Source organism: Brevundimonas sp. GW821-FHT12C05, assembly GCF_058807475.1.
The window spans coordinates 1,162,701-1,178,602 of record NZ_JBXAQS010000001.1; the positions used below are offsets into that span (position 1 = coordinate 1,162,701).

A 15,902-nucleotide genomic window follows, 5' to 3' on the forward strand; every position below is an offset into this window, starting at 1 on the left:
GTCAGGATCCGCGGGCGGCCAGCGCCATCTCGGCCACCTGCAGGTTCACCTCGGCGTTTTCGTGATCCTCGTCCTCGAGGAACCAGACCGTCGAAAGCCCGCACCAGGCCACGATCCAGTCCAGCAGCCGCGTGCGCTCCAGTCCGGAGCGGGCCAGCACGACCTCCACCCGCCGGTCGAAGATGTCTTGTCGGACGGCTGTCGGCGGATCGCGATCCGACAGGTCCGGATCGCAGAACAGGGTGGTGTAGTCGAACGCCCGGTCCCCGATCAGCCGCTTGGGGTCGATCGCCAGCCAGCCGCGCGGACCGAAGTCCAGCACGTTCTCATGGTGCAGGTCCCCATGCAGCGGCCGCACTTCGCGCTGGTCGTCCAGCAGACGCCGCGCGGTCTCGGCCATGATGGGCGGGAACAGGCCCTCGGCCGCTGCGGGCCACAGGTCCCGGAACCATTCCTCAAGGGTCGCCAGACCTTGCGGCGCAGCCTTCCCGCGCGGGCGATGCAGTTCGGCGATGGCGTCGCACAGGATGGCCGTCGCGGCCGCGTCGTCGCCATGCCGCGCCATGTCCGCCAGGGGCGTTTTCGTCCCCGTCGCCCGTTCCATCAGCAGGCCGTCGCCCTGGATCGCCAGCACCCGCGCCGCGCCCTGGCCCTCCCACCAGTGCAGCAGGGTCCAGCCCAATCGTTCTTCAGGCTCCGTCGCGATCTTCAGCATGGCCGCTTCGCCGCCTTGCCGCACCGGCAGCAGCCGGCCCATCGGCGTCAGGATCGGCGCCCCGTCCGCCTCCAGCGCCCAATCGCTCATCCATGGTTCGAAGGCCGCGCGGTCGAGCATGGTCAGACCGCCATATTGTCGATGAGCCGGGTCCGTCCGATTTTCGCGGCCGCGAGGATGCGGGCGGGGCCGTCCAATGCGCCGTCGAACACCGACAGATCTTCCGCCCGGCGGATGGCGACATAGTCGACGCTGTCGAAGCCGGCGGCCTTCAGCGCCTCTTCGGCCCACTGTTCGGTCCGCGCGACCGGCTCACCCCGCGACGCCTTCGCCCCGGCCTCGGCCAGCACGCCGTTCAGCCTGCGCGCCGTCTCCAGTTCCGTCTCGGACAGGTAGGCGTTGCGCGACGACAGGGCCAAGCCATGGCCGTCGCGGGCCGTGGCCAGGCCGACGATCCGGACCGGCATGTCCAGGTCGCGCACCATCCGGCGCACCACCATCAACTGTTGCCAGTCCTTCTCGCCGAACACGGCCACGTCCGGCTGGACCTGGTGCAGCAGCTTGGACACCACCAGAGCCACCCCGCCGAACATCTGCGGACGGAAGGCGCCCTCCAGCCCCTCGGCGGGCGCGCCGACGTTGATCGTGGTGGTCACGCCGTCCGGATACATCTCGGCCACGGCGGGGGCGTACAGCAGGTCGCAGCCCGCGCCGGCCAGCAGTTCGGCGTCGCGCCCCTCCTGCCGGGGATAGGCGTCCAGGTCTTCGGTCGGCGCGAACTGGGTCGGATTGACGAAGACGCTGGCCACCACCTTGTCCGCCTGTCGCCTGGCTTCGCGCACCAGCGACAAGTGGCCGTCATGCAACGCGCCCATGGTCGGAACGAATCCGACGGTGAACCCCTGACGCCGCCAACCGCTTACGATCTCGCGCAGGTCCGCGATGGTGCGGACCACGGGCAGGGCGGGAGTGGCAAGGTCTGCGGCCATGGTGAATGGATTAACCTTTTGCGTTAGTCGTGCTTGTGCACCGTGCGGCAAAACCTGCCGGGGTAGGGGTGGCTTATGACGCCGAGCCTCCTGATCCGTCCAGTGCTGGCCCTCCTCCTGACCGCGGGCGTCAGCGCCTGCGGCATGGTCGAAAGCGACCCGCACCGCTTCGAGTCCCTCGCCGAGCGCATCGCCTCGGTGCCGCTGGACGGTTCCGAACCCGCGCCGCGTGAGCGGGCCGCCGTTCCGACCGCGCCCGCCGCCGCGCCCCTCCGGGTCGCCGAGCTGGGCCTGCGCCCGGCGCTGAAGGTCGAGGTCATGGAGCCGACCGCCCTCTGGGACGCCCGTTACGGGGTCATGGAAGACGCCGCCGGCAACGTCGCCAGGGCCGCCGCGCCCGTGGTGGTCGAGGCCGCCGTCGCTGAGACCCGCGCCCGCATCCAGCACACCGTCGAGCGTACGCCCCTGCGTCCCGCGCTGCCCGCGGACCGTCCCGCCGCCGCGCCCCGCGCGCCGGGCGGCCTGGTGCAGCTGGGCGCCTTCTCCAGCGAACAGTCCGCTCGCGCCGCCTGGTCCCGGCTCAAGACCGGCGCCGCCGGCTGGGCGCTGGAAGGGCTTTCGCCGACCTTCGAAGCGGTCTCGGTCAACGGCCGCGACCTCGTGCGCCTGAAGGTTCGCGCCCCCGCCGCCGGGGCCGCCGCCCTGTGCGCCGCCGCCGGGGTGGACGATCCCTGGTGCCGCCGGGCCGTATGAGACCCGAGCGCCGCACCGGCCTGACCTTCCTCTTCTGGGCCGCCTGCGCCGGCCTGATGGCGATCTATGCCGGCTGGGTGCTGATCATGGCGCTGGGGACCGGCCAGATCGAGGGCAAGCACCGGCATGTCTATGATCAGGTGGCCGACCCCGCCGGCTTCGGCGCGGTGTTCGGCATCCACCTCCTCATCTTCGTCTTCAGCACCGCGGCGGCCGTCTATGTGATGTGGGTTCGTCCGATGGCGATCCGGGGCGAAGCGACCCTGTCGCGCCGCCTTGCGGTTCGCGGCGATCTGGACAGCACCGTCCGCGCGCCGCTCGACCCGACCGGCCAGTCCACAGACAGCTGATACGCGTTCGTTGACGCGCCCGCCCGCGCCGGGGATTCTGACGCTCGAACAGGCCGCATGTGAGTCGGCGGCGCTGAGGATTGAATCCCCATGGCTGACCCTACGGTCATCGTCGTCGGCAACGAAAAGGGCGGGGCGGGCAAGTCCACGCTGGCCATCCATATCGTCACCGGCCTGCTTCACGCCGGCAAGCGCGTGGCCATCGTCGACCTGGACCTGCGCCAGCGCTCCATGGCCCGCTTCTTCGCCAACCGCGCCGCCTGGATGGTCGGCAACGGCCAGACGCTGCCCATGCCGATCGAACCCGACATGGGCGACGGCAAGGCCCTGGCGAAAGCCGACGAGGCCGAACAGCTGGCCCGGTTCGAGGCCGCCTTCGCCGAGGCCTGCACCCAGGCCGAGGTCATTCTGATCGACACGCCCGGCGGCGACACCCTGCTGTCGCGCACCGCTCACGGCCTGGCCGATCAGATCGTCACCCCCATGAACGACAGCTTCGTCGACTTCGACCTGCTGGGCACGGTCGATCCGGTGACGCTCGATCTGCTCAAGCCCTCGATCTATTCCGAGAGCGTCTGGGAAGCCCGCAAGCAGCGCGCGATCGCCCAGGGCCGCCACGCCCAGATCGACTGGATCGTGGTCACCAACCGCCTCGCCGTCGCCGAGGCCCGCAACCGCCGCCGTCTGGAAGAGCGGATGCAGAAGCTGGCCAAGCGTGTCGGCTTCCGCATGGGCCCGGGCCTGCGCGACCGGGTCATCTATCGCGAGCTCTTCCCGTTCGGCCTGACGGTCGCCGACCTGTCCAACGACGTGCGCCCCGTCGCCGTGTCGCTGGCCCACGTCGCCGCGCGGCAGGAACTGCGCAACCTGATGCAGTCGCTGGGTCTCGAGGGCGGTTCGCTCGACAACCCGCTCGACGCCGCGGCTTGAGCCCGCTCTGGCTGGTCCTGGCGGCGATCGCCGTCTGGGCCCTGGTTCGCCTCGGCCGCCAGGGCGAGCGGGCGGGGCGGGGACACTGGCGCATCACCGCCACCCTGTTCAGCGCCGTGATGATCGGCGGCGGCGTGCTGGCGGTCAGCCGGGGGTCATGGCTGTTCGGCGCCGGGCTGATCGGCGCGGGGCTGTGGCTGACCATCGCTTCACGCCAGCGCACCGTGGCGCCGCGCGCCGAGGGCATGACGGATAGCGAAGCCCGCTCGCTTCTCGGCGTCTCCGCCGACGCCACCAAGGCCGAGATCAACGCCGCCTGGAAGCGGCTGATGGCCCGCGCCCACCCCGATCAGGGCGGGACGCAGGGCCTGGCCACGCGCCTGAACGCGGCGCGGGATCATCTGCTGAAGCGCTAGGCGAGGCGGAGGATTACTCCTCCGCCGCCGCAGCAGCCTTCTTCTTGGCCGGAGCCTTCTTGGCGGCGGGCTTTTTCGCCGCCGCCTTCTTCGGCGCAGCCTTCTTGGCGGGCGCCTTCTTCGTCTTCGCCGCCGGAGCCTTGGCCGCGCGTTCGGCCAGCAGCGGGATCGCCGCCTCCAGCGTCATGTCCTCGGGCGCCGTGCCCTTCGGGATGGTGGCGTTGACCTTGCCCCACTTCACATAGGGGCCGAAGCGGCCGGCCATGACCTGCACGGGGGCCTTGTCCTCGGGGTGTTCGCCCAGTTCCTTCAGCGGCGCGACCGCCGAGCCGCGGCCCGGGCGACCGGCGCGCTTCTCGGCCAGCAGGGCCACGGCGCGGTTCAGACCGACTTCGAAAACCTCTTCGATGTCAGAGACATTGGCGTAAGTCCCCGCGTGAAGCACGAACGGTCCATAGCGGCCCAGACCGGCCGTGATCATCTTGCCGTCCTCGGGGTGGACGCCCACCTCGCGCGGGAGGGCCAGCAGGCGCAGGGCCTGTTCCAGCGTCAGAGACGCGGGGCTCCAGCCCTTGGGCAGGGACGAGCGTTTCGGCTTGTCCGCGTCCAGCGGCATGGTTTCCACATAGGGGCCGAAGCGGCCGATCTTCAGCTCGACCGGCTGGCCCGTGACCGGATCATTGCCGAGCGTGCGGTCGCCGCCGTCCGCCCCGCCGCCTTCGGCGTCAGGCGCCGCGACCGGGCGGGTGTATTTGCAGTCGGGGTAGCGCGAGCAGCCGACGAAGGCGCCGAAGCGGCTCGTCTTCAGGCTCAGCTGGCCCTGATGGCACAGCGGGCATTCACGCGGATCCGACCCGTCTTCCTTCTGCGGGAAGATGTGCGGCCCCAGCGACTCGTTCAGCGCGTCCAGGATGGCCGTGGTGCGCAGTTCGCCCGCGGCGCTCGTGGCGGCGTGGAAGTCGGTCCAGAAGTCGCGCAGCAGCACCTTCCAGTTCAACTCGCCCGCCGACACCTCGTCCAGGCGCGTCTCCAGCGCGGCGGTGAAGTCGTACTCCACCCATTTGCGGAAAAACTGCTCCAGGAAGGCCGTGACCAGCCGTCCCTTGTCCTCGGGATAGAAGCGGTTCTTGTCCATGCGGACGTATTCGCGGTCGCGCAGGGTCGTCAGGATCGAGGCATAGGTCGACGGCCGGCCGATGCCCAGCTCTTCCAGCTTCTTGACCAGCGTCGCTTCCGAGAAGCGCGGGGGCGGCTCGGTGAAGTGCTGTTCGGTGCGGATCGCCTCGACCTTGGCGGTCGAGCCTTCCTTCAGCGCGGGCAGGCGGGTGGTGTCGTCCTCGTCGTCCTCGGCGCCCTTCTGCTTCTCGTCGCGGCCCTCTTCATAGACGGCCATGAAGCCGTCGAAGGCGACCACCTGGCCGGTGGCGCGCAGGCCCGTCTGGCCGGTCGGCTCCTCGATCTCGACCGTGGTGCGGTCCAGTTTCGCGGACTCCATCTGGCTGGCGATGGTGCGCTTCCAGATCAGTTCGTAGAGGCGCTGCAGGTCGCTTTCGAGACGCAGGGTCTCGGGCGCGCGGGCCATGTTCGTCGGACGAATGGCTTCGTGCGCTTCCTGAGCGTTCTTGGCTTTCGTCTTGTAAAATCTGGGTTGTTCCGGAACGTAGGCGGGGCCGAACCGGGATGCGATGACCTCTCGCGCCTGGGCGATGCCCTCGGGGCTGACGAACAGGCCGTCGGTCCGCATATAGGTGATCAGGCCGCCCTGATCGTCGACGCCTTCGTACAATTTCTGCGCCGCCTGCATGGTCCGCTGCGCCGTGAAGCCCAGCTTGCGCGAGGCCTCCTGCTGCAGGGTCGAGGTCATGAAGGGCGGGCTGGGCGCGCGCTTGACCGGCTTCTTCTCGACCGAGTTGATCGTGAAGGTTCCGGCGTTGATGGCGTCGCGCGCGGCGCTGGCCATGGCTTCCGAGACGATGTCCAGGCGCTGGACCCGCTTGCCGGCGTGCTTGACCAGGCGGGCGATGAAGGGCGGGCTGTCGGCGGCCAGGTCGGCCTCGATCGACCAGTATTCCTGGGCCCGGAACTTCTCGATCTCCATCTCGCGATCGACGACGATGCGCAGGGCGACCGACTGCACCCGACCGGCCGAGCGGGCGCCCGGCAGCTTGCGCCACAGCACCGGCGACAGGGTGAAGCCCACCAGATAGTCGAGCGCGCGGCGGGCCAGATAGGCTTCGACCAACTCCATGTCCACGTCGCGCGGGGCCGCCATGGCCTCCAGCACGGCGGCCTTGGTGATGGCGTTGAAGGTGACCCGCTGGACGACCGTGTCCTTCAGCACCTTCTTCTTCTGCAGGATCTCCAGCACGTGCCAGCTGATCGCCTCACCCTCGCGATCCGGGTCGGTGGCCAGGATGACGCGGTCGGATTTCTTGGCGACCTCGGCGATCTCGCTCAGGCGTTTGGAGGCCTTGGCGTCGATCTCCCAGCTCATGGCGAAATCGTCGTCGGGCAGCACCGAGCCGTCCTTGGACGGCAGGTCGCGGACGTGGCCGTAGGAGGCCAGGACGGTGTAGTCCGGGCCGAGGTACTTATTGATGGTCTTGGCCTTCGCGGGGCTTTCGACGACGACGAGATTCATAAGGGGAGGGGCCTTTCGAAGGGGCGGGAACGTGGTTGGCCGGAGCCTCGCTGTCAATCGGCCAAGGAGTCTATGGTGTCAGAGCGACGCCATTCCGCCCGCAAGAAGCGTCGCGCGCCCGGCCAGGCTGAGCTCCAGAAGCGCCGCTGCCACCGCCCCGATCGGCGCCCCGGCGGCCCGCGCCAGTTCGTCGCGCGGCGTCGGGGTGGGCGAGAGCAGGGCGGCGATCCGCTCGATCAGGGCGCTGTCCACCTGGTCCGGCGCGCCGTCGAAGGGATTGTCGGGCGCCGGTTCGCGCACGGCCCTCAGCCGCCCGAACTCCCGCTCCACATCCTCCAGCCCTTCGCACAGGATGGCCCCTTGCCGCAGCAGTTCGTTCGGCCCCTTCGAGCGCGGGTCCAGCGGCGAGCCCGGCACGGCGAAGACATCCCGGCCCTGCTCATTGGCCAGCCGGGCGGTGATCAGGGAGCCGGACTTGATCTCCGCCTCCACCACGATCACTCCGCGAGACAGGCCCGAGATGATGCGGTTGCGGCGTGGGAAGTCCTTGGCCTGGGCCCGATGGCCGACCGGGCTTTCCGAAACGATGCAGCCCTGCTCGACGATCTGGCGATAGAGGTCGGCGTTGTCCGGCGGATAGATGTCGTCCACGCCGCCGCCCAGGACGGCCACCGTCCCGGTCGCCAGCGCCCCGGCATGGGCCGCGCCGTCGATGCCGCGGGCCAGGCCCGACACCACCACATGCCCGGCCTGCCCCAACTGCTGCGCCAGCCCGCGCGCGATCCGCTGCCCGCCCGCCGAGGCGATCCGCGCCCCGACCACGGCGATGCAGGGCTGGGCCATCAGCGCGACGTCGCCGAGGGTCCACAGCACCGGCGGTGGCGGGTCGACCGCGGCCAGCATGTCCGGATAGTCGGCGTCGCCCAGCACGATCAGTCGCGCCCCGATCCGGTCGCCGGCGGCGATCTCGTCCTCGATGCGGTCGATGGAGGGCAGGGCGTGACCCGCGCCGTTGTTGCGGATCAGGTCGGGCAGGGCCTCAACGGCGCGCTCGGCGGTCTTGAAGCGGTCCAGCAACTGCCGGAAGGTCACAGGGCCGATGCGTTCGGTGCGGGCGAGCCGCAGGCGGGCGAAACGCTCGGCCTGCGACAGGCTCACGCCTTCTTCGCGCCGATCCGGGGTTCGGCCCCCTTCAGCAGCCGGCCGATGTTCTCGGCATGGCGGATCCAGATCAGCACGGCGGTGAAGGCCGCCAGCAGCAGGATGGCGCCCGGCGCCGGCAGGCCGAACGCCGCCAGCGGCAGCAGGGCGTAGACGGGCGCCGCCGCCGAGGCGACCAGCGCCGACAGCGACGAGATGCGGAAGATCGCTGCGATCAGGATCCAGGTCGCGCCAGCCAGCAGGCCCAGCGGCCAGGCGGCGGCCAGCAGCAGGCCGAAGAAGGTGGCCACCCCCTTGCCGCCCTTGAAGCCCAGCCAGACCGGGAACAGGTGACCCAGGAAGGCCGCGCCGCCCGCGACGACGCCGGCGATCTCGCTGCCGAACAGGTGGCGGGCGATCAACAGGGCGGCCGCGCCCTTGCCCGCGTCAAGCAGCAGGGTGGCCAGGGCCAGGTCCTTGCGGCCGGTCCGCAGCACATTGGTCGCGCCGATATTGCCCGAGCCGATCTGGCGCACGTCGCCGGCGCCCGCGGCGCGGGTCAGGATCACGCCGAACGGAATGGAGCCCAGCAGGTAGCCGCCGACCGCCACGAGGGCGAGCGTCCCCAAAGCCGGGCCGACCAGATCCTGCAAGGTGATTCGCTCCCCTCAAACGTGCGCGGCGGACGATGCGTCCTTGCGAGGCCGACCACAAGACCAGACCCGGCCTTCTTCCCCGTCTTTTCTTTCAGCGGCTCCGCGACCCGTATCGCTCGCCCCAGGCGACCATGGCGTCCAGCAGCGGGCCCAGGGTGCGGCCGTGTTCGGTGAAGCTGTATTCGACATGCGGCGGGACCTGATCCAGCACCACGCGCCGGATCACGTCGTCGGCCTCAAGCGCGCGCAGTTGGAGCGTCAGCATCCGTTGGGTGATCTGCGGCATCAGGCGACGCAGCTCATTGAAGCGCCTCTGCCGGCCTTTCAGGTAGAACAGAATCGTTGGTTTCCACTTGCCGCCGATGATGTCGACCGTCGCCGCGACGGGGCACCACTCGCTGTCCAGGGCCATGGCGGACCTCCTCCCGGTATAAAATTAGTGCGTACTTACGACCTCTGAAGACCGGTGATACCCGGCGGTGAACCTTGGAGAAAGAGACGCCGCCATGACCGTTGAAACCCTGTCCGAAGGCCACCTGCGTGCGCTTCACGCGCTCGTCGTTCTGCTCGTCGTCGGTTGCGGCGCGGCCGGAGGCGTCTTCTTCGCCTTCTCGACCTTCGTGATGTCCGCCCTGGCCCGCCTGACGTCCCTGCAAGGGCTGACGGCGATGAACGCCATCAACGTCACGGCGGTGACGCCGCTGTTCATGCTGCTGCTGTTCGGCACGGCGGCGGGCTGCCTGGCCGTCATCCCGCTGAGCCTGAAGACGCTGCCCGGCCTGACGGGCCTGTGCCTGATCTCGGCCGCTCTTGTTTATGTGGTGGCCGTGCCGGGGGTGACCATGATGGCGAACGTGCCGCTCAACAACGCCCTGGCGGCCTTTGACGCGACCCGCCAGGACATCGATGTCGTCTGGCCCGCCTACCTGCGGGATTGGACGGTCTGGAACCACGTCCGCACGCTGGGCGGTCTGGCGTCCGCGGCCCTGTTCGCCGTGGCCCTGATGCGGCTGAAGGCATGAGGGCCCTCGGCTCCGCCCTGGCGTTGGCGCTGTCCGTGGCGCCGTCCGTCCAGGCCCAGACCGCACCGGGCGGCGGCGAGCGCCTGTTCCGCCGGCGTTGCGGCGGCTGCCATGCCCTGGACGTCAACCGGACCGGTCCGGCGCTGCGCGGGGTCCTAGGTCGGCCCGTCGCCTCGGCGCCCGGCTTTCGCTACAGCGCGGCCCTCCGCGCGCGAAGCTTCACCTGGGACGCGGCCTCGCTCGATTCGTGGCTGGCGGGACCGGGCCAGGTCGTGCGCGGAACCGCGATGACCGCGCGGGTCGCCGACCCCGGCGAGCGGGCGGAGATCATCGCCTTCCTGCGCGCCCGGTCGCCGGCGCGCTGAGGCCTCAGGCGGCGCGGAAGACGGTTCGGCCGCCGACCACAGTGCGCTGAACCTTGCCCTGCAGCCGCCGCCCGTCGAACGGCGAGTTCTTGGACTTCGAGTGCAGGCGCTCCGCATCGACGACGATCGGCGCGCCAGGATCGAACAGCACCAGATCGGCCGGGGCGCCGGCCTTCAGCACGCCCGCGTCCAGTCCCAGCAAGGCCGCCGGACCGGAGGTCAGCGGCCGCAGCACGTCCAGCAGGTCCAGCCCGTCCTCATGGTGCAGGGTCAGGGCGGCGGCCAACAAGGTCTCCAGACCGATCGCGCCCGGCGCGGCCTCGGCGAACGGACGGCGCTTGTCCTCGGCCGGAGCCGGGGCGTGGGCGCTGGTGATGGCGTCGATCAGGCCTTCGCGCACCGCCTCGATCAGCGCCTGCCGGTCGCTTTCGGCGCGCAGCGGCGGGTCCAGCCGGTAGAAGGTGCGGTAGTCGCCGATGTCGATCTCGTTGAAGCACAGGTGGTTGATCGACACCGAGGCGGCGACCTCCAGCCCCTTGCCCCGCGCCCGCGCCAGGGTCTCCAGCGCGCCCTCGGTCGAGATCTGGTCGACCAGGAACCGCGCGCCGGTCTGCTCCACCAGCGCCAGGTCGCGCTCCAGCTGGATGCGTTCGGCGATGGCCGGAACGGACGACAGGCCCAGCCGCGTCGCCAGCTCGCCGCTGGTCGCTACCGCGCCTTCGCTCAGCCACGGGTCGGCCGGACGGCAGGCGATCAGGGCGTTGAAGGCGGCGGCGTAGCTCATCACCCGCTGCAGGGTGCGGGTGTTGGCGATCACATGGTCGCCGTCGGTGAAATAAAGGGCGCCGGCCTCGTCCATCAGGCCGATCTCGGCCATGCGCTGACCGTCGCGCCCCTTGGTCGCCGCGCCCGCCGCGCGGACGTTGACCAGCTCCAGCGCCGCGCCGCGCCGCTGGATGTGGTCGATCATCGCCGGATCGTCGATGGCCGGATCGGTGTCGGGTTGGACCACGATCGTGGTCACCCCGCCCGCCGCCGCCGAGAGGCTTGCGGACTTCAGCGTCTCCTTGGGCTCGGCCCCCGGCTCGCCGGTCTTGACCCGGATGTCGATCAGGCCGGGCGCGAGGCACAGGCCGCCGGCGTCGATGACCTCGACCCCGTCCGGCGCCTGCGCATGGGCGCCGTGGATCACCTCGGTGATGACCCCGTCGACGATCAGCACCGCGCCGGGGCCGTCATAGTCGGTCGCCGGGTCCAGCAGGCGGGCGTTCAGAATGGCGAGAGCCGTCATGCCGAGGCTCCTTCGCGGCGCACGGACAGGGCGGCCAGCACGGCCATCCGCGCGGCGACGCCCATCTCGACCTGATCCTGGATCAGCGACACCGTCAGGTCGTCGGCGACGTCCGAGTCGATCTCCACGCCCCGGTTCATCGGCCCCGGGTGCATCACCTTCGCGCCCGGCCTGGCCCAGGACAACTTCTCGCGGTCCAGCCCCCAGAAGCGGAAATACTCGCGGGTCGAGGGCACCAGCGCGCCCTCCATCCGCTCCAGTTGCAGACGTAGCATCATCACGACATCAACGCCTTGCAGGCCGTCCTTCATGTCGTGGAAGACTTCACAGCCCCACCGGTCGGCGTCGCCGGGCACCAGGGTCGGCGGCCCGATTAGCCGCACGCGCGCGCCCATCATCGACAGCAGGGCGACATTGGAGCGCGCCACCCGGCTGTGGGCGATGTCGCCGCAGATGGCGACCGTCAGCCCGCCGACATCCCCGAAGGCGCGGCGTAGGCTCAGCAGGTCCAGCAGGGCCTGGGTCGGGTGCTCATGACGTCCGTCGCCGGCGTTCACCACCGCGCACTCGACCTTTTGCGACAGCAGGGCCGCAGCGCCCGAGGCCGAGTGGCGCACCACCAGCACGTCGGGCTTCATCGCGTTCAGCGTCGCCGCCGTGTCGATCAGGGTCTCACCCTTGGCGACCGAGGAGGTGCGGGGGCTCAGCGCCGTCACATCGGCGCCCAGCCGCTTGGCCGCGATCTCGAACGAGGCGCTGGTCCGCGTCGAGTTCTCGAAGAACAGGTTCATCACCGTCCGGCCGCGCATGATGTCCAGCGACTTGGCCGATTGGCGGTTGAAGTCGACGAAGGCGTCGGCCAGGTCCAGCAGGGGCGGGACGGTCGCGGCGTTCAGATCGCCTGCGGACAGGAAATGGTCGCGGGGAAACGGCGCCAGCCGTTCGTGAATCAGGTCGGTGACGTCAGGCTGGGTCATCGAGGCCCGCCTATAGGCGGTCATCAGGCCAAATGGAACAGCGCCAGAAGGATCGGAATGCTCAGCGCACTGCCGACTGTGGTCAAGGCCACGATCCCGGCCATCAGCGGCGCGTCGCCGCCCATCTGCCGCGCCAGGATGTAGCTGGCCGCCGCGCCGGGCGCCGCGCCGCACAGCAGGGCGATGCCCTGGGCCGTCTCGTCGCCGCCGTACAGGACGCACAGTCCCCACATCAGCGGCGGGGTGATCACCAGCTTCACGAACGACACGCCCCCGATGGTCAGCTTGCGCCGCGCCACCTCGGCGAAGCTCAGGCCCGCTCCGGCTACGATAAGACCCAGCGGCAGGGCCGCGCCGCCCAGCAGCTCCAGGGTGTCGGAAATCCCCGGCAGGCGCGGTACGCCGCCCAGGTTCAGCGCCAGCCCGATCAGGCAAGCCAGCAGAATGGGGTTGGACAGGATCGCCTTGGTCAGCGCCCAGGGCGACATCGACCGCTGGTCGGCGCCCCATTTCACCAGCACGATCACGCACAGGATGTTGGTCACCGGGATCATTGCCGCGATCACCACCGCCGCCAGCGCCAGCCCGTCGGGGCCGTAGACCGACAGGATGACCGGCAGGAAGACGAAGCTGTTCCACCGGATAGCGCCCTGGAAAACGCTTGTGTAGGCCGGGCCGTCGATCTTCATCAGCGGCTTCAGGGCCAGCGTCAGGGTCGCGATGATCAGCACGCTGGTCACCGAGGCCGCGCCCGCCGCTCCCGCGCCGCCGCCCGAGATGTCGGCGTTCCAGATCGCCGGGATCAGGAAGCCCGGATACAGGATATGGATCGACAGCTTCTCGATCGGCCGCCAGGCCGCGTCGGGCAGGAAGTCGGACTTGCGCAGCCCGTAGCCGATGGCGATCAGCACGAAGACGGGCAGGACCCCTGCCAGCAGCGCCGCCATCAGGGACGCAGCCGGTCCAGCGCGCCCTGCAGGATCCAGGCGGCGGCGGTGCGGTCCACCACATTGGCCCGGCGCTTGCGGTTCAGGTCCAGCTCCTCGATCAGGAAGCGCTCGACCGCGCTGGTCGACAGCCGCTCGTCCTGGAAGGCGCAGGGCACCTCTCGGATGCGCTGCAGATTGCGGGCGAAGGCGCGACAGGACTGGGCGCGCGGCCCCTCGCTGCCGTCCATGTTCAGCGGCAGGCCGATCACCAGCCCCGACGCCCGGCGTCCGTCCATCAGCTTCAGCACGGCGTTGGCGTCGTCGGTGAATTTGGTCTTGCGGATCAGCTGCAGCGGGCTGGCGATGATCCGGGTGGCGTCGGACGCGGCCACGCCAATGGTCTTCTCGCCCAGATCCAACCCCAGCCACGGCGTGCCCGGCGGGGTCTGTTCGGCCAGCTGTTCAAGGGTCAGGACTGTCACAGGGTCGCGGTAGGACTGGCGGTCGCCCGAGTCAAAGTGCAAACAGGCATACCGTCGATATGGGGAGTGTCCGATGAAGCATCCGATCCTGTTCCTGTCCGCCCTGGCCGTCCTCGCGGCCTGCGATTCCGGTACTGAAAGCCGCAAGGGCGCCGTCCCGACCGTCGAGGCCCCGCCGGCCGCCGCCGAGCAGGCTCCGGTCGCGCCGCTGGTCGCCGCCGGTCCGGCCGCCACGGTCCAGCCGTCCACCGACGTGAACATCCAGTACGCCGCCTCGGTCGTGCAACTGGATACGCTGGCGAAGCAGGGCGGGTCGACGGTCAAGCTGTTCGGCGCGTCGGGCGGCGACCCGGCAATGAACGGCCTCTACACCGACATCGCCTTCTTCCAGTCGTCGTCCGAAGGCTGGGCCGTCTTCCGGATCGGCGACTTCCTCGATTACCGCGTCCTGTCCGAGGCGCCGGGCCGCGTCGATCTGCAGATCGCGGAGAGCGTGATGGACGACGCGACCGGTCAGATCGGCCGTCGCGAGCGCCGTCTGATCGTCGCCTGGACCCCCGGCGCGGACGAGGCGCCGCCGGCGACGATCACCGTCACGCCGGCCCGGTGAGCGGATCCGACGAGCTGGCCCGCAACCGGGCGACGGTCGCGGGCTATGACGCCACGGCGCCGGAATATGCGGCCGAGACCGACCATGCGCCGACATCGGACCATGTCGAGGCCCTCGAGCGTCTGGTCGCCTGGGTCGGGCCGGGCGGTCGGGTGCTTGAGGTCGCGTCCGGCCCCGGCTGGGACGCTGACCGGCTCGAGGCCATGGGCGTACAGGTCCGGCGCACCGATCTGTCGGACGGCTTTATCGCCTTCCAGCGGGGTCGCGGGCGCGTCGTCGAGTCCCTGGACCTGATCACCGGCGACCTTGGCGGTCCATGGGACGGGATCGTCGCGCTCTACGTCATCCAGCACATTGGTCGAGACTTGGTCGACGGCGTGGTCGCCCGGATCGCGGCGGCGCTCCATCCGGGCGGAACGCTCCTGATGTCATTTCAGGCCGGTGACGGCGAGCGGCTCTCGCAAGCGCCGGAAGGCGTCTATCAGGTGGTCCAGTGGGCCGAGGCGACCATGACGGCGCTCCTGTCGCGTCATGGGCTCGTCATCGACCGGCGCTGGGTGTTCGAGGGCCGGGAAGCGCAGTGGATCACGGTGATTGCGCGCCGAACGGAGGACGTCCGCCCGATCGGCGACGGTTAAGCTCCGGCTAACGCCTCATCCGCCAAGGTAACGGCGGGACAAAACGTCCCGCGGCCGCGTCCCCGCGTCCGCTCCGGAAAACTGGACGTACGTCGATGTCGCTGTTCAGCGTCAATACGAACGTGGGCGCCATGATCGCCCTGCAGAGCCTCGCGGTGATCAACCGCGAGCTGCTGACGACCCAGAACCGCATTTCCACCGGCCTGAAGATCTCCAGCGCCAAGGACGACGGCGCCATCTGGGCGATCGCCCAGGGACAGCGCGCCGAGTCCAAAGCCTACAACGCCGTCATCGCCTCGCTTCAGCGGGGCCAGTCCGCCGTGGACGTGGGGCTCGCCGCGGGGGAGTCCGTCTCCGACCTGCTGTCGCAGATGCGCGAGAAGATGCTGGCCGTCACCGACAAGTCGCTGACGACCTCGGCCAGGAACGCGCTGAACGAGGACTACAAGGCGCTTCGGGACCAGATCGACCGGGTGGTCGGCGGCGCGGACTTCAACGGACTGAACCTCGTCGGTCCAGCCGCCACGGCTAGGGGCGTCAAAGCTCTGTCGGACACGAGGGGCGGCGCCAGCATCAACGTCGACGCCATCGATCTGTCGAGCGGCGGGGCGATCGTCGGCGGCGTCCTGGCCGACCTGACGACGGTGACGGCGGCGGATCTCACGGCCATGAGCAAGGCCATCGACGACGTCGGCTCCGCGCTCGGGCGGCTGGGGACGGGGTCGAAGAAGCTGGACACCCATCTGACCTTCGTCCGCAAGATGCAGGACACCATCGACGCGTCCGTCGGCCGCCTGGTCGACGCGGACATGGCCAAGGAAAGCGCTCGGCTGCAGAGCCTGCAGGTGCAGCAGCAACTGGCGATCAAGGCGCTGTCCATCGCCAGCCAGGCGCCGTCATTGCTGCTCCAGCTGTTCCGCAACTGATTGCGACTGTCGGAATCCTTGTGAAACCGGGCCCGGACCGCTAATCCCGCCCGCTCAGGTTTCGCATTTGGA

At 69.9% G+C, this 15,902-nt stretch carries 19 protein-coding genes; 9 read left to right on the top strand and 10 right to left on the bottom strand.

The genetic code is table 11. The features are described from left to right. Position 1: 1 nt before the first annotated feature. Positions 2-835, bottom strand: coding sequence for an aminoglycoside phosphotransferase family protein (locus tag AC1RRF_RS05390; protein ID WP_492833432.1), 834 nt, complete (start codon positions 833-835; stop codon positions 2-4). A gap of 2 nt (positions 836-837) precedes the next feature. Continuing rightward, on the bottom strand, positions 838-1,704 hold the full coding sequence (panC, locus tag AC1RRF_RS05395; protein ID WP_492833433.1) for a pantoate--beta-alanine ligase: 867 nt from the start codon (positions 1,702-1,704) through the stop codon (positions 838-840). 75 nt (positions 1,705-1,779) lie between these two features. Here panC and AC1RRF_RS05400 point away from each other — a divergent pair, with 75 nt between their 5' ends. The 4 genes from AC1RRF_RS05400 to AC1RRF_RS05415 all read left to right on the top strand — a co-directional run bounded on the left by AC1RRF_RS05400 (position 1,780) and on the right by AC1RRF_RS05415 (position 4,153). Further along, positions 1,780-2,457: an SPOR domain-containing protein gene (locus AC1RRF_RS05400; protein ID WP_492833434.1), complete on the top strand. Its 678-nt coding sequence runs from the start codon at positions 1,780-1,782 to the stop codon at positions 2,455-2,457. Beyond that, positions 2,439-2,807, top strand: a complete 369-nt coding sequence (locus AC1RRF_RS05405) for a hypothetical protein (protein WP_492833435.1) — start codon at positions 2,439-2,441, stop codon at positions 2,805-2,807. The genes AC1RRF_RS05400 and AC1RRF_RS05405 overlap by 19 nt, the downstream gene beginning before the upstream one ends. Before the next feature lie 90 nt (positions 2,808-2,897). Continuing rightward, positions 2,898-3,737 carry a division plane positioning ATPase MipZ gene (locus AC1RRF_RS05410; RefSeq protein WP_492833436.1) on the top strand — a complete coding sequence of 280 codons (840 nt, stop codon included), beginning with the start codon at positions 2,898-2,900 and terminating at the stop codon, positions 3,735-3,737. Continuing rightward, on the top strand, positions 3,734-4,153 hold the full coding sequence (locus tag AC1RRF_RS05415; RefSeq protein WP_492833437.1) for a J domain-containing protein: 420 nt from the start codon (positions 3,734-3,736) through the stop codon (positions 4,151-4,153). The genes AC1RRF_RS05410 and AC1RRF_RS05415 overlap by 4 nt, the downstream gene beginning before the upstream one ends. Before the next feature lie 13 nt (positions 4,154-4,166). Here AC1RRF_RS05415 and topA read toward each other — a convergent pair whose 3' ends face one another. The 4 genes from topA to AC1RRF_RS05435 all read right to left on the bottom strand — a co-directional run bounded on the left by topA (position 4,167) and on the right by AC1RRF_RS05435 (position 9,002). Further along, positions 4,167-6,794 carry a type I DNA topoisomerase gene (gene topA / locus AC1RRF_RS05420; RefSeq protein ID WP_492833438.1) on the bottom strand — a complete coding sequence of 876 codons (2,628 nt, stop codon included), beginning with the start codon at positions 6,792-6,794 and terminating at the stop codon, positions 4,167-4,169. A 78-nt stretch (positions 6,795-6,872) separates the two neighbouring features. Next, positions 6,873-7,952: a DNA-processing protein DprA gene (gene dprA / locus AC1RRF_RS05425; RefSeq protein ID WP_492833439.1), complete on the bottom strand. Its 1,080-nt coding sequence runs from the start codon at positions 7,950-7,952 to the stop codon at positions 6,873-6,875. Next, positions 7,949-8,587, bottom strand: coding sequence for a glycerol-3-phosphate 1-O-acyltransferase PlsY (gene plsY / locus AC1RRF_RS05430; RefSeq protein WP_492833440.1), 639 nt, complete (start codon positions 8,585-8,587; stop codon positions 7,949-7,951). Before plsY ends, dprA begins: the two co-directional genes overlap by 4 nt. Before the next feature lie 94 nt (positions 8,588-8,681). Further along, positions 8,682-9,002: a winged helix-turn-helix transcriptional regulator gene (locus AC1RRF_RS05435; protein WP_492833441.1), complete on the bottom strand. Its 321-nt coding sequence runs from the start codon at positions 9,000-9,002 to the stop codon at positions 8,682-8,684. Positions 9,003-9,096: 94 nt separating this feature from the next. On the opposite strand from AC1RRF_RS05435, the gene AC1RRF_RS05440 reads away from it, so the two are divergent. Further along, the gene (locus tag AC1RRF_RS05440; RefSeq protein ID WP_492833442.1) at positions 9,097-9,612 is read left to right on the top strand and encodes an anthrone oxygenase family protein; all 516 of its coding nucleotides are present in this window, start codon (positions 9,097-9,099) and stop codon (positions 9,610-9,612) included. After that, entirely contained in the window at positions 9,609-9,977 is a 369-nt protein-coding gene (locus AC1RRF_RS05445) for a c-type cytochrome (protein ID WP_492833443.1), read from the top strand. Before AC1RRF_RS05440 ends, AC1RRF_RS05445 begins: the two co-directional genes overlap by 4 nt. 4 nt (positions 9,978-9,981) lie before the next feature. On the opposite strand, the gene pyrC is transcribed toward AC1RRF_RS05445, so the two are convergent. The 4 genes from pyrC to ruvX are packed head-to-tail and all read right to left on the bottom strand — an operon-like array spanning position 9,982 to position 13,656. Further along, positions 9,982-11,268, bottom strand: coding sequence for a dihydroorotase (gene pyrC / locus AC1RRF_RS05450; RefSeq protein WP_492833444.1), 1,287 nt, complete (start codon positions 11,266-11,268; stop codon positions 9,982-9,984). Next, the gene (locus tag AC1RRF_RS05455; RefSeq protein WP_492833445.1) at positions 11,265-12,245 is read right to left on the bottom strand and encodes an aspartate carbamoyltransferase catalytic subunit; all 981 of its coding nucleotides are present in this window, start codon (positions 12,243-12,245) and stop codon (positions 11,265-11,267) included. Before AC1RRF_RS05455 ends, pyrC begins: the two co-directional genes overlap by 4 nt. Before the next feature lie 23 nt (positions 12,246-12,268). Then, positions 12,269-13,192: an AEC family transporter gene (locus AC1RRF_RS05460; RefSeq protein WP_492833446.1), complete on the bottom strand. Its 924-nt coding sequence runs from the start codon at positions 13,190-13,192 to the stop codon at positions 12,269-12,271. Continuing rightward, the gene (ruvX, locus tag AC1RRF_RS05465; protein ID WP_492833447.1) at positions 13,192-13,656 is read right to left on the bottom strand and encodes a Holliday junction resolvase RuvX; all 465 of its coding nucleotides are present in this window, start codon (positions 13,654-13,656) and stop codon (positions 13,192-13,194) included. Before ruvX ends, AC1RRF_RS05460 begins: the two co-directional genes overlap by 1 nt. Positions 13,657-13,729: 73 nt before the next feature. Here ruvX and AC1RRF_RS05470 point away from each other — a divergent pair, with 73 nt between their 5' ends. The 3 genes from AC1RRF_RS05470 (at position 13,730) to AC1RRF_RS05480 (ending at position 15,830) form a co-directional block, all read left to right on the top strand. Then, positions 13,730-14,266, top strand: a complete 537-nt coding sequence (locus AC1RRF_RS05470; RefSeq protein WP_492833448.1) for a hypothetical protein — start codon at positions 13,730-13,732, stop codon at positions 14,264-14,266. Further along, positions 14,263-14,904 carry a class I SAM-dependent methyltransferase gene (locus AC1RRF_RS05475; protein ID WP_492833449.1) on the top strand — a complete coding sequence of 214 codons (642 nt, stop codon included), beginning with the start codon at positions 14,263-14,265 and terminating at the stop codon, positions 14,902-14,904. The genes AC1RRF_RS05470 and AC1RRF_RS05475 overlap by 4 nt, the downstream gene beginning before the upstream one ends. A 95-nt stretch (positions 14,905-14,999) precedes the next feature. Then, positions 15,000-15,830 (top strand): flagellin, encoded by an 831-nt coding sequence (locus AC1RRF_RS05480; RefSeq protein ID WP_492833450.1) that lies wholly within the window; start codon positions 15,000-15,002, stop codon positions 15,828-15,830. Positions 15,831-15,902 lie beyond the last annotated feature (72 nt).